Source organism: Exercitatus varius, from assembly GCF_029577735.1.
GTDB lineage: Bacteria > Pseudomonadota > Gammaproteobacteria > Enterobacterales > Pasteurellaceae > Exercitatus > Exercitatus varius.
In genome coordinates, this window is sequence record NZ_JARQTO010000009.1 from 110,354 (window position 1) to 124,103 (window position 13,750).

At 48.6% G+C, this 13,750-nt stretch carries 11 protein-coding genes; 4 read left to right on the plus strand and 7 right to left on the minus strand.

Translation table 11 applies throughout. The features are described from left to right. Positions 1 to 146: 146 nt before the first annotated feature. The 3 genes from parE to parC all read left to right on the plus strand — a co-directional run bounded on the left by parE (position 147) and on the right by parC (position 5,738). Positions 147 to 2,078: a DNA topoisomerase IV subunit B gene (gene parE / locus P7M01_RS07600; protein ID WP_317476117.1), complete on the plus strand. Its 1,932-nt coding sequence runs from the start codon at positions 147 to 149 to the stop codon at positions 2,076 to 2,078. A 38-nt stretch (positions 2,079 to 2,116) separates the two neighbouring features. Next, complete coding sequence (gene nirK, locus P7M01_RS07605) at positions 2,117 to 3,229, plus strand: copper-containing nitrite reductase (RefSeq protein WP_317477289.1); 1,113 nt, start codon at positions 2,117 to 2,119, stop codon at positions 3,227 to 3,229. Positions 3,230 to 3,482: 253 nt separating this feature from the next. Further along, positions 3,483 to 5,738, plus strand: coding sequence for a DNA topoisomerase IV subunit A (parC, locus tag P7M01_RS07610; RefSeq protein ID WP_317480336.1), 2,256 nt, complete (start codon positions 3,483 to 3,485; stop codon positions 5,736 to 5,738). A 43-nt stretch (positions 5,739 to 5,781) separates the two neighbouring features. On the opposite strand, the gene P7M01_RS07615 is transcribed toward parC, so the two are convergent. After that, the gene (locus P7M01_RS07615; protein WP_317483458.1) at positions 5,782 to 6,507 is read right to left on the minus strand and encodes a YwiC-like family protein; all 726 of its coding nucleotides are present in this window, start codon (positions 6,505 to 6,507) and stop codon (positions 5,782 to 5,784) included. 89 nt (positions 6,508 to 6,596) lie between these two features. On the opposite strand from P7M01_RS07615, the gene P7M01_RS07620 reads away from it, so the two are divergent. Continuing rightward, positions 6,597 to 6,947 (plus strand): RidA family protein, encoded by a 351-nt coding sequence (locus tag P7M01_RS07620; protein WP_317483459.1) that lies wholly within the window; start codon positions 6,597 to 6,599, stop codon positions 6,945 to 6,947. A 271-nt stretch (positions 6,948 to 7,218) separates the two neighbouring features. Here the strand turns inward: P7M01_RS07620 and dnaX are convergent, their stop codons facing one another. From dnaX to aroC, 6 genes are all read right to left on the minus strand, one after another. Then, positions 7,219 to 9,321 carry a DNA polymerase III subunit gamma/tau gene (dnaX, locus tag P7M01_RS07625; protein WP_317483460.1) on the minus strand — a complete coding sequence of 701 codons (2,103 nt, stop codon included), beginning with the start codon at positions 9,319 to 9,321 and terminating at the stop codon, positions 7,219 to 7,221. Between the two features lie 25 nt (positions 9,322 to 9,346). Beyond that, complete coding sequence (gene apt / locus P7M01_RS07630) at positions 9,347 to 9,889, minus strand: adenine phosphoribosyltransferase (RefSeq protein WP_317477295.1); 543 nt, start codon at positions 9,887 to 9,889, stop codon at positions 9,347 to 9,349. A gap of 66 nt (positions 9,890 to 9,955) precedes the next feature. Beyond that, on the minus strand, positions 9,956 to 10,909 hold the full coding sequence (lpxM, locus tag P7M01_RS07635; protein ID WP_394853255.1) for a lauroyl-Kdo(2)-lipid IV(A) myristoyltransferase: 954 nt from the start codon (positions 10,907 to 10,909) through the stop codon (positions 9,956 to 9,958). Further along, the gene (locus tag P7M01_RS07640; RefSeq protein WP_202935858.1) at positions 10,909 to 11,673 is read right to left on the minus strand and encodes a TSUP family transporter; all 765 of its coding nucleotides are present in this window, start codon (positions 11,671 to 11,673) and stop codon (positions 10,909 to 10,911) included. The genes lpxM and P7M01_RS07640 overlap by 1 nt, the downstream gene beginning before the upstream one ends. A gap of 26 nt (positions 11,674 to 11,699) precedes the next feature. After that, positions 11,700 to 12,557 carry a penicillin-insensitive murein endopeptidase gene (mepA, locus tag P7M01_RS07645; protein WP_317481539.1) on the minus strand — a complete coding sequence of 286 codons (858 nt, stop codon included), beginning with the start codon at positions 12,555 to 12,557 and terminating at the stop codon, positions 11,700 to 11,702. A 105-nt stretch (positions 12,558 to 12,662) separates the two neighbouring features. Beyond that, complete coding sequence (gene aroC, locus P7M01_RS07650; protein WP_317483461.1) at positions 12,663 to 13,745, minus strand: chorismate synthase; 1,083 nt, start codon at positions 13,743 to 13,745, stop codon at positions 12,663 to 12,665. Positions 13,746 to 13,750: the final 5 nt, after the last annotated feature.

The window sequence follows — 13,750 nt, forward strand, 5'->3', positions numbered from 1 at the left end:
TTTCTTTTTATCCAAAACAATATGCACGCCAAAAACAGCGCAAATTTTGACCGCACTTTTGAAGCACGGTCGATTTTCGCCGCACTTTTTGTTAAAATCCGTTCCAATTTTTTCATTCCATTTTACTTCATATCCGACAAAAAATTATGGCGACGCAAAACGAATACGATTCTATTAATATCACGGTACTGAAAGGCCTGGAGCCCGTACAAATCCGCCCCGGCATGTACACCGATACGACTCGTCCGAACCATTTGGGACAGGAAGTTATCGATAACAGTGTGGATGAAGCTTTGGCGGGGTTTGCGTCGAAAATCGAAGTGATTCTGCATAAAGATCAATCTCTGGAAGTCACCGATAACGGCCGCGGGATGCCGGTGGATATGCACCCGACGGAAAAAATGTCCGGCGTGGAAGTCATTATGACCAAACTGCACGCGGGCGGTAAATTTTCCAACGCCAATTATGAATTCGCCGGCGGTTTGCACGGTGTCGGCGTTTCCGTGGTGAATGCTCTGTCCGAACGGGTGGACGTTACCGTACGCCGCGGCGGTCAGATTTATCATATCGCGTTTGCCAACGGTGAAAAAGTGGAGGAACTCGAAGTGATCGGCACCTGCGGACGCCGTAACACGGGAACGTCTTTGCACTTCAAACCCAATCCGAAATATTTCGACAGCGACAAATTTTCCGTCAGCCGCTTGCGCCATTTGTTACGGGCCAAAGCGGTGTTGTGTTCGGGATTGGAAATTAAATTTATCGATAAAGTCAACGACACGGAAGAAAGCTGGTGCTACCAAGACGGGCTTGCCGATTATCTAACGGAAGCCGCAGGCGAATTCGTCACAGTGCCGGAAACGCCGTTTGTGGGCGAATTCAAAGGCTCCGGCGAAGCGGTGGAATGGGCGTTATTCTGGCTGCCAGAAGGCGGCGAACTAGTCACCGAAAGCTACGTAAACCTGATTCCCACCATTCAGGGCGGAACCCATGTAAACGGCTTGCGAAAAGGCTTAATCGACGCCATGATCGAATTCTGCGAATACCACAATTTACTGCCGAAAGGCGTGAAATTAACCGCCGATGATTTGTGGGATCGCTGCGCTTACGTGCTTTCCCTTAAAATGCACGACGCCCAGTTTGCCGGCCAAACCAAAGAACGCCTGTCCTCACGGGAAAGCGCCGTATTTGTCGGCGGCGTGGTAAAAGACGCTTTCAGCTTGTGGCTGAACAACAATATGGAACCGGCAAAATTACTGGCGGAAATGACGATTAATTCCGCTCAACGCCGTTTACGCGCGGCCAAAAAAGTGGTGCGGAAAAAACTGACTTCCGGTCCGGCGTTGCCGGGCAAACTGGCGGATTGTTCACAGCAGGATTTGGAACGTACCGAATTGTTCTTAGTGGAAGGCGATTCCGCCGGCGGTTCGGCAAAACAGGCGCGCGATCGCGAATATCAGGCGATTCTGCCGTTGCGCGGCAAAATTCTGAACACCTGGGAAGTATCGTCCGAACAGGTTTTAGGTTCCGAAGAAGTGCACAATATCGCGGTAGCGTTGGGAATCGACCCCGACAGCGACGATCTCAGCCAGTTACGCTACGGCAAAGTCTGTATTCTGGCGGATGCCGACAGCGACGGCTTGCATATCGCCACCCTGTTATGCGCGTTATTTTTGCGTCATTTTCCAAAACTGGTAGAAAACGGTCACGTTTATGTGGCAATGCCGCCGCTTTATCGTATCGATTTAGGCAAAGAAGTGTATTACGCGTTAGACGAAAACGAAAAAGACGCCGTGCTTGACCGTTTGAGCAACAAAAAAGGCAAACCGAATGTGCAACGCTTTAAAGGTCTGGGAGAAATGAACCCGAGCCAGCTACGGGAAACCACTATGGAGCCGAGCACCCGTCGTTTGGTGCAGTTGACCTATGCCGCCTACGATGAAAATGCGGAAAGTGCGGGCGAAAATTCGCAAGAAAATGACACCATTGAATTGATGGATATGCTGCTCAACAAAAAACGCGCGGAAGACCGCAAAAATTGGCTGCAAACCAAAGGCGATCAGGCTGATTTAGAAGTTTAAACCGGCATCGTTTCATCCGACGCTATGACGGAGTTTTCATGAAAAAAACCTTATTAACCGTTTTACTCGCTTCCCTTTTCACGGTTTCCGCCTCTGCGCAAGCCGGAAATCAAACGGAAAAAACTATTGAAAAATCGACCGCACTTTCTGTCGATTCAACCACGGCCGATTTACCGATGGAGGAAGCGGAACTCACTTTCGCGCCCGATGTGCCGAAACCTATTACCCGCAAAACCTCCGCTCGCGTCGTGGTAAAATTGGAAGCGCTGGAAAAAATAATGGAAATTATGGACGGCGTGCAATTCAAATATTGGACATTTAACGGCGCAACGCCCGCACCTTTCATCCGCGTGCGCGAAGGCGACACGGTGGAAGTACGGCTTTCCAATCCGGTGAATTCAAAACTTGCTCACAGCCTGGATTTTCACGCCGCTGCGGCACCGGAGGGCACGTCGCTCATCAGCAACACGCAACCGGGACACACCACAACTTTCGCATTTAAAGCGCTTAATCCGGGCTTATATCTTTACCATTGCGGCGCCTTCCCCGGCCCAGCAACCCATATCGGCAAAGGAATGTTCGGTTTATTGTTGGTGGAACCGAAGGAAGGCTTAGCGCCGGCGGATAAAGAATTTTATATCGTACAAAACGAATTCTATACCCGCGGTGTCTTCGGTGAAAAAGGCTTGCAAGTCGTCAGTATGGAAAAAGCCGGCTACGAACTGCCCGATTACGTCGTGTTTAACGGGCATGTCAATTCCCTGACGGGCGCCAACGCGCTGAAAGCCAAAACCGGCGAGAAAATCCGTTTCTTCGTCGGTAATGCCGGTCCGAATAAAATATCTTCGTTCCATTTAATGGGTAAAACCTTCGATACGGTTTACGTAGAAGGCGGAGATTTAAAAAATCATCATGTACAAACTACGTTAATCCCCGCCGGCGGGGCCACGATGCTTGAATTCCAAATTAACGTACCGGGGCAATACACCTTCCTCGATCACAGCATTAACCGCACGGAAAAAGGCGCCAAAGGCATGTTAATGGTGGAAGGCAAGGAAAATCCGGAAATTTTCAGCGGAAAAATTAAAGACGAAGTTTACGATAAGCGAAATCCCGAGGCCGACGTGGACGTGAATTTTCATATGAAATAAAACCGAGTAAAGTCTCAACCTAAAAAAACTAACAAAATTTTGACCGCACTTTGTAGCGGCATTGCGTCCTCAACCCCGGATTATTCGGGGAAAACGCTAATTAAGTTCGTTCCAAAGCGAAGCGTCATGCGAGATGCCGGCCTTTGGATTTAACGTGAAAAATTGCTAATAAGCGAAGAAAACTACGTCGCCTTCGGCGAAATTCGATTTAAACAATAAATAGATTGGTGGGTTAGCATCCCCTTATAAAAATATGAGCAACAACATCAACTACGAAGGCATTGAACAAATGCCGTTACGCACTTTTACAGAAAGTGCCTATCTGAATTATTCCATGTACGTCATCATGGATCGCGCCCTGCCGTTTATCGGCGACGGACTGAAACCCGTGCAACGGCGGATTATTTACGCCATGTCCGAATTGGGCTTAAACGCCGCGGCGAAATACAAAAAATCGGCGCGTACCGTGGGGGATGTGTTGGGTAAATTCCATCCGCACGGCGATTCCGCCTGTTATGAAGCCATGGTGCTAATGGCGCAACCGTTTTCGTATCGCTATCCGCTGGTGGACGGACAAGGTAACTGGGGCGCGCCGGACGATCCGAAATCCTTCGCCGCCATGCGTTACACCGAATCCCGTTTGTCGAAAATTTCAGAAATTTTACTGGGCGAACTGGGACAAGGCACGGTGGATTATCAGCCGAACTTTGACGGCACCCTTGCCGAACCGCAATATTTGCCCGCTCGCCTGCCGCATATTTTATTAAACGGCACCACCGGAATCGCCGTGGGGATGGCGACGGATATTCCGCCGCATAACCTCAATGAAATCGCCGACGCCGCCGTGATGTTATTGGATAATCCGCGAGCCACGCTGGACGATTTACTTAGCGTGGTGCAAGGCCCGGATTTCCCTACCGAAGCGGAAATCATCACACCGAAGGCCGATATTCGGAAACTGTACGAACAAGGTCGCGGTTCCATTAAAATGCGCGCCACTTGGAAAAAAGAAGACGGCGAAATCGTTATTACCGCTGTGCCGCATCAGTCTTCGCCAAGCAAAATTCAGCAGCAAATCGCTGATCAAATGAATGCGAAAAAACTGCCGATGGTGGAAGATGTGCGCGATGAAGCGGATCAGGAAAATCCGGTGCGTTTGGTGATTGTGCCTCGTTCGAACCGTGTGGACGTCAATACCTTAATGACGCATTTGTTCGCCACCACGGATTTGGAACGCAGTTACCGCGTCAATATGAATATGATCGGATTGGATCACAAACCGGCGGTAAAAAATCTGCTGCAAATTCTCACGGAATGGCTGCAATTCCGCCGCGCTACCGTTACCCGTCGCTTGCGTCATCGTTTGGATAAAGTCTTATCCCGCCTGCATATTCTGGACGGTTTGTTGATTGCCTTTTTAAATATTGATGAAGTCATCGACATTATTCGTCATGAAGATGAACCGAAAACGGTATTAATGGCGCGCTTCAATCTGAGCGACGAACAGGCGGAAGCGATTTTAAATCTGCGTTTGCGTCATTTGGCAAAATTGGAAGAAACGGAATTAAAAGCGGAAAAAAGCCAGCTGGAAGAGGAACGTCAGCATTTGGAGCAAATCCTGGCTTCCGAACGACGACTTAACACGTTGATTAAAAAAGAAATTCAACAGGACGCCAAAACCTATGCCAGCCCTCGCCGTTCTCCGCTGGTAGAACGCGAAGAAGCCAAGGCCATTTCCGAAACGGAAATGATCCCGGCCGAACCGGTGACGGTGATTCTGTCAGAAATGGGCTGGGTACGTTGCGCCAAAGGACATGACATTGACGTTCAAGGCTTAAATTATAAAGCTGGCGATAAATATCTTGACCACGCTTACGGTAAAAGCAATCAACCGGCGGTATTTATTGACAGTACGGGCCGCAGCTATGCCGTGGATCCGCTTAGTCTGCCGTCCGCCCGCTCGCAAGGCGAACCGCTGAGCGGCAAACTGAATCTGCCTGCCGGCGCTTCAATGAAACAAGTCCTGATTGAAAACGAAAATCAGGATTTGCTGATGGCGTCCGACGCCGGTTACGGTTTTATTTGTAAATTCGAAGATTTAATCGCCCGCAACAAAGCCGGTAAAGCGGTATTGACGCTGCCGGAAAACGCCCAAGTATTGCCGCCGAAAATCATTGAAAATTCGACCGCACTTTTAGTGGCGTTAACCCGCGCGGGCAGAATGTTGATTTTCCCGGTACGGGATTTACCGTCGCTATCCAAAGGCAAAGGGAATAAAATCATCGGTATTCCGGCCGCCGATGCAAAAGTGCGGTCGGATTTCGTGGTGAATTTATTGCTCATCAGCGAAAACGCCAGTTTGGTCTTCCATTCCGGAAAACGCAAAATCACGTTAAAACCGGAAGATTTACAAAAATTCCGCGCCGAACGCGGACGTCGGGGTTCCAGCCTGCCGCGCGGTTTACACAGCGGAGTGGAAATTGAAATCGTCGAACCCGAACAGGCTTAACTTAAGCAAATGAAGAAAGCGTCGAGATTTAATTCGACGCTTTTTATTTACCCGTCGCCCACAGCAGCATGATTAAAAATAAACCTGAAACCGCGAACTCGATCAAGCCGACTTGTTTGGCGTTCAATTTTTTATGCGGTAAGCAAACCGCCCGAATCAGCGCCGGAGTAAATGTCAGCGCCAACTGCCAGGATTGGTAAACGCCCAATAAAGCCACGCAGGCAAGATGGAAAGCGATAGAAATACGCAAATACCACAGATTTTTCCGCTCTCGCAGCATGGATTTCACATAAAAGGTGACGCCGACAAAAAACAATGCGGGATACACCGCCACTTGCAGGGCTTCGGCATTCAGTTGTTCCGTACCGAAATAATAAGCGGCGACGCCGGCTAAAGCAAAAATCGCAATGGCGGCGAAATCATTCAATAAGGCGCGTTCGTTTTTTGTTTTCGTGTAATAAACGGCGATCAGCATTAGCGGCAACATCGCGACGCCAAACCATAACATCGAGCAGTTTCGCCATAAAACCGGCAGGCAAAAAAGCACACTCGCCGCAGCATAAATACCGGCCCAGCGCGCATACTTCCGTTTATCGTTAATTTGCGGCTTAAACAGATTCAAAAAAGGATAACTGAATAGATATAAAGCCGTCCACGCCAGCAATAAAAACAGGTGGCTCCAATGAGGCCGCCCCTGCAACATACCGTATAAAAACGGCAACATTGCCATCACAAGCGCGCCGTGTTGATTCGAAACAAGTAATTTCATTATTGAGAATTATTCCTAAATGGAAAGAATTTTAGCGATAAAAAGCTTAAATTGCTATAATCCGAAAGCATTATTTCAAGGAAAAGCTTATGAGTATTCAACGATTACATCTTAGCAAACGCTACTGCGAAGCGGTAATTCATCAGGAAACGATTTATCTTTCAGGACAGGTGCCGGAAAAAACGGTTAATCTGCCCGCCTACGAACAAACTCAAGAAGTGCTAGAGCTTATTGATAACTTGTTACGGGAAGCCGGCACCCATAAAGACAATATTCTGACGGCGCAGATTTTCTTAGCGGATATGGCGGATTATGATGCCATGAATCGGGCATGGGATGAATGGGTCGCGCGCGATAACGCGCCTTGTCGAGCCACTGTTGAAGCCCGGCTTGCCGATCCGCGCTGGAAAGTGGAAATCGTGATAACCGCAAAGGTATAACGAAAAATATAAAAAGTGCGGTCAAAAATCACGGTATTTTGTAGCCGTTACACAAAGTCCGTCTTCAAGCCAACTGTCGCTTAATCTCCACAATACGCGGCAGATTTTCCAACGTATCTCCTTTGGGCTGGTTAATATATTTCATCAAGCTCTTCAAACGGGCTTTGGTGTGGAATGAGTTGTTCTCTCGCAAAATGCCGAGATATTTCTCCGCCTGTTGGTCTGTAAAAAATCAAATATTTTTTACCGCACTTTTACTTTATATTCAGTATCAAACCGGACGAATACTGTTCAAATCCAGATGAGCGTCAAATGCCTGTTGCAACAGTTTAAGCTTCTTATCCGACTGCAAATCCTGGCGCGCCCGTTCGCTGAGTTCGTGATAAATCTGACGACGAAAATCTAATGGCGTAAGGCGTTGTTCGTCATCGTTCAATTCAATTTTCAACTGCAAATCTTTGCCGTAATAAGCGCTTAACGCAGCTTGTAAAGCTTCCATGGCGCTTTCCCGTTGAAGATGTTTTTGATTAGAGCGCAGACCCAGCACGATTTCAGTCTCGCTTTGAGCCAAAATCACGGAATTCAATGCAATTTGTTTGACCAGTTTAAGATGATCCAGCCCTAAATGTTCCACCGCTTTTGTCCAGTCATCCCGTTCTTCCGCCAAGGCAATCACTTTTGCCACTAATTCGGGCGTTTTTTCTTTTAAAATCGCCTGCTTAATTTCGGAAGGACGAATCACGTTTTCCGCCTCCGCCATTTCGGGATTTATCCATTCCCATTGATAGGTTTCGGCAAGATTGGCTTCGTCATTGTTGTCATCATTTTCCGGTTCCTGCACATTATCGGCGGCAGGCGCATCCGGCGCGTTATCGGCGCCGGGCGTAGAAACCGGTTTGCGATTCGGCGCGGCGGCATTCCCGTTGCTTTGCGATTGTTGAGCAAGACTTGCCAGTCGATCAATCAAATCCGTTTGCGGGCGTTCTTTCTGCGGCATGGAAATCACAGGTAATTCGCGCGCCTGCGCCTTCGGTTGAACCGGCTCCGGAAGTTGTTTTTCGGCGGATCCCGCCGTCTGCACGCTGGCGCGCAAGCGTTCGATTTGAGCCAAGGCGTTTAATGCGTTTGAAGCGGATTTGGGCGGATTTGCCGACGCATTTTGAGGCGAGGCGGAAGCACGTAAATGCTGATTATAAACGGGCATTTCCACCAAATCTTCCGTTTTTTTGCCCGCACTTTCTTTTTCCGGACGGGGTTGTGCGGCGAGATTTGCGCTATGTTCTGCGGGCTCCGCCCGACTAAACTTTGGGTGAAAAGCTAACGCTCGCAATAATGTCATTTCTACCCCGACCCGACGGTTCGGCGCGAAAGCCAATTCCTTGCGCCCGACGGTGACAATCTGGTAGAAAAATTGAATGTTCTCCGGTGAAATATGTTTTGCCAAAAAACCGAGCTGACTTTCTTCGTCAATCCGATTCGGCAGCAGTTGCAACATGGCGATTTGATGCAATGCCTCTCCCACTTCAATCAGCAATTCGTCCCAATCCGCGCCTTTATCCGCAACGGACTGAATACAGTGCATCAGTTTTTCGCCGTTTCCCTGGTGCAAGGCATAAAGAATTTCGACGGGCTGATTATCATCCAGCAAACCCAACATGGTATTTACCACATCCGTCCGAATATCGACATTAGACATGGCGATAGCCTGATCGGTTAAACTTAAACTGTCGCGAATACTGCCCTGCGCCGCCTTGGCGATTTTATCAAGTGCGGGCGATTCGAACGGAATTTTTTCCTGCGTCAGAATGTGCGCCAAATGTTGGGCGATTTGCTGTTGATCCAAGGCTTTCAAATGAAATTGCATACAACGCGATAAAATGGTGATCGGCAGTTTTTGCGGATCCGTGGTGGCAAGCAGAAATTTCACGTATTCCGGCGGTTCTTCCAGCGTTTTCAATAACGCATTGAAAGAATGACGGGAAAGCATGTGCACTTCGTCGATAAGATAAACCTTATAACGCCCTTGCACCGGCTTATATTGTACATTGTCGAGCAATTCGCGGGTATCTTCCACTTTAGTGCGGGACGCCGCATCGATTTCAATCAAATCGATGAAATTACCGTTTTCAATAGCCTTGCAATGTTCGCATTCACCGCAAGGCTCGGCGGTAACGCCATGAATACAGTTCAATCCTTTGGCGAGCAAGCGGGCAATGGAAGTTTTTCCCACCCCGCGCGTACCGGAAAATAAATAAGCGTGATGCAGACGGTTTTCTTTCAAGCCGTTCGCCAGTGCGGTCAAGATATGCTCTTGTCCGACAACCTGATGAAAATTTTGGGGACGCCACTTACGGGCTAAAACCTGATAACTCACGCTTCTTTCCTGATGAAGAATAAGATTAGTGCCCGGAAAAATCCACTAAAGTGAACGGTTCCACACCGAGTTTACGTAACCGCGCTTCGCCGCCTAATTCAGGCAGACTGATAACAAATGCCGCGTGTTTCACTTCGCCGCCAAGACGGTTCACCAGTTTAATACAAGCTTCCACCGTACCGCCCGTTGCCAGCAAATCATCGATCACCAACACGTTATCGCCTTGTTGAATCGCATCCGCGTGGATTTCCAATTTGTCTTCGCCGTATTCCAGTTGATAACTCTGCGAAATCACTTCACGCGGCAACTTGCCCGGCTTACGCACCAAAATAAACGGCAAGCCCAGCACAACGGCAACCGGCGCACCGAAAATGAACCCGCGGGATTCGGTGCCGATAATTTTTGTGATGCCTTTATGGCGAAACGCTTCGGCAATCAGATTAACCGTTGCGGTAAAGGCTTCCGGAATTTCCGTTAAGCTGGTAATGTCACGGAAAATAATCCCTTGTTTCGGGTAATTGGGAATGGATTTAATCGATGATTTAATAAGATCTAATTGTTTGTTCATAATGTTGATAACAAAAGTGCGGTCAAAATTTCGACCGAATTTAATTGGAACCGAATTCTATCATAGCTAATGATAAATATCTTCCCCGTTTTTGCGGGTTCTTAATAATTGCAAAATCCACACGTACTGCTCCGGCTGCGGGGTAACGAAACGCTCGATTTCCGCATTCATGGCCCGTGCCGATTGTACGGGATCATCGCTTAATTCCATGGGCGGATGAATTTCCATTTCATATTTTCCGCTTTCTGCGTTGTAACGCGGGAACATCGGGATCACCACCGCTTTCGCCAGTTTCGCCATTTTATTCAGCCCCGGTAAGGTTGCTTTATAGGTGCCGAAGAAATCTACAAACTCACTGGCTTCCGCACCAAAATCTTCATCCGGCAAATAGTAACCCATATCGCCGTTACGAATCATGGTTAAAAACGGCTTTATCCCGTTTTGGCGGGCATGCATTTTGCCGCCGAAACGCTCGCGGGTGGCGGTCCAAAGCCAGTCTATCAACGGATTTCGGTGCGGATTAAACATGGAAGTCATCGGCATGCCGTGAGTATGCAGAATAATCCCCGAAGCATCAATCGCCCAACCGTGCGGCACCATTAAAATAATATTTTTACCTTCGGCTTTTGCCTGCTTGATGTGTTCGATACCGATAAATTCGCTGCGTTTTTGCAAATGCGCTTTGGAACGAACGGCGATTTCCCCGATGCCCAACATCACCTGCGTGACCGTCACGAACATTTTGTCGATAACCTGCTCGCGCTGTTGTTCCGTCCATTGGGGAAAGCAATAGGCGAGGTTAATTTGTGCGCGGCGACGCTGCTTACGCGCCTTACGTCCGATGATGATACCCAATTTTGCCGCCAAACGATCGCGCCAACGAAACGGCACATACGCCAGGATAAGCAAAACCGCCACACCCAGCCAGGTTCCCCAATATTTCGGCTGCAAATACGACCATGAGAAACGGGGTTCATAGCCTACCCGCGCCGTTAAACGTACATTTTCCTGCTCTGCCATTAGCCAAACCATCCTTGCTCATACGCCATTTTTGCCGTCATCACAAACGACATTAGCACAACCATCGGGCGAATCAATCGTTTTCCTTTGCTGAGTACCATTTTTGCTCCCAGATGTGCGCCGACAATCTGTCCGCACATCATAACAATGCCTACCGACCACACAATTTGTCCGCCGATTAAAAAACAAATCAGTGACGCAATATTCGAGGTAAAATTCAACACTTTGGCATAAGCCGTGGCTTTAGTGAGATTAAATCCCAGCAAAGTCACAAAAACCAAACTTAAAATAGATCCCGTTCCGGGGCCGAAAAAACCGTCATAAAAACCCAAGCCAAAAGCGGCGGTCAACGCAAAAGTACGGAATGACAAACGCTGGCGACGATCCTCTTCGCCCAATTTCGGCGTTAATAAAAAATACAGACCGACCGCCAACACCAGAAAAGGAATCGCTTTCTTTATCAGCGAACTGTCCACCAGCTGAATCAAAACGGAACCTATAGCGGACCCGGTAAAAGTACATAACAAAATAAACCAGATCGCACCTAAATCAACCGCTTTCCGGCGAATAAAATACAAACTGGCGGAAAACGAACCGCCGCACGATTGTAATTTATTGGTGCCCAACGCCATTGCCGGCGGCATTCCCGTCATCAATAAAGCGGGAATGGTAATTAAACCGCCGCCGCCCGCCAAAGCATCAATAAAGCCGGCAATCATTGCCACGACAAATAGAATTCCGATTAATTCAACGCTGATTTCCACCGCACTTTCCTTATTTGATTCGAAAATTAGTTCAACCACTCATGGCGATTAGGCGAATTCAATACTTGTCGGCATAAGAACGGCTCGGGCGGAATCACTTTCGGTCTGTTTTCCGTGACGGAAGGCGCTTTCGGCTCGAACCAGGAATAAAGTTCCTCTCCGCAACCGTCGCCGGCGGGAACCGGCGCCTGGTTTTCACAATGGAGGGCGCCCGGCGGGCAGGTTAAACGCACATGAAAATGGCTGTCATGACCAAACCAGGGACGAATTTTGCGCAACCAGCCGCGATCCGTCCGCTCCGATTGGCACAATTTCAGCTTAATTGCCGGATTCACGAAAATACGGGTAACCGCCGGATCCTGCGCGGCCAATTTAATTAGCTCAAAGTGATTTTGATTCCAAACGTTCTCATCCACTCGTTGTAAAGTGCGATTCACCACCAACAAGCCTTTGCCGTCGGAATTTAAGGCTTCCTGCTCGGACATTTCGCCCATTCGCAACCAAATATCGGCGTCCAGCCCCATTTGATGACTGGCATGACCGGTCAGGAAGCGTCCGCCGCCCGGCATGGCAATATCGCCGATTAGCATCGTCGGCAATCCCGCTTGTTTCACTTGTTTGCCGAGACGTTCAAGATAACGAATCATGTTAGGATGACCGTAAAAACGGTTTTTATTCATGCGAATCACCTGAAAACCGTCACCTTTTGCCGGCATCGGCACGGAACCGAGAATGCAACCGTTACTGTATGAGCCGATCGGTTCCGCCTGTCCCGAAGTACTTGGAATAGGACGTTTAATCGCCTGCCAGTCCGCCGGTGAAGCCTGCACCGTCAGCGTACTAAAAACGCTGAAAAAAACGACCGCACTTAGAATTTTTTTCATACTTTCCTTCGCTAAATAAGTTGCAATGACGCCGTGCAGACGCGCTCCGGCTCAACCTGCACAGCGATTTTGCAAAAACTATCGTAAAATCGCCCGCACTTTTGCTTATTTACACTGCGCTTTAAACCGTAATAAATGATCCAGCAAAACAATCGCGACCATGGCTTCCGCAATAGGCACGGCTCGAATGCCGACACAAGGATCGTGCCGGCCTTTGGTAATCAGTTCTACCGGTTCGTTATTCACATTCACCGTTCTGCCCGGAATCATAATGCTGGAAGTGGGTTTTAACGCAATCGTGGCAATGATCGGCTGACCGTTGCTAATGCCGCCCAAAATGCCACCCGCATGATTCGAGAGAAAGCCTTCCGATGTCATTTCATCGCGGTGTTGCGTGCCTTTTTGTGCGACCACATCAAAACCGTCGCCGATTTCAACGCCTTTCACCGCATTAATTCCCATTAACGCATGAGCAAGTTCCGAATCCAGGCGATCAAACACCGGTTCACCCAAGCCTACCGGCACGTTTTCCGCGATAACGGTTAATTTTGCGCCGATAGAATTGCCTTCCTTTTTCAAGCTACGAATTAATTCGTCGAATTTTTCCACCGCACTTTTATCCGGACAGAAAAACGGATTACTCGCCACTTGTTCCCAGTCGATTTTTGTTACGTCCGATACGGTTTTGGGATCAATTTTCACATTACCGATTTGAGACAAATAACCGCGAATTTCAATGCCGAACTGCTCACGCAGATATTTTTTTGCAATCGCTCCCGCCGCCACTCGCATTGCGGTTTCCCGCGCGGAAGAACGCCCGCCGCCGCGATAATCGCGAATGCCGTATTTTTGCTGATAAGTGTAATCCGCATGGCCGGGGCGGAATTTATCCATAATATCGCCGTAATCTTTTGAACGCTGATCCGTATTCTTAATGATTAAGCCGATACTGGTACCGGTGGTTTTTCCTTCAAATACGCCGGATAAAATCTGCACTTCATCCGCTTCCTGACGCGGCGTGGTATAACGGGAAGCGCCCGGTTTTCGGCGATCCAGATCAGGCTGAATATCCGCTTCGCTCAGCGCCATATTCGGCGGTACGCCATCTACGATACAGCCTAAAGCAATACCGTGGGATTCACCAAATGTCGTCACCCGAAACAACTGTCCGATAGTATTTCCTGCCATGAATG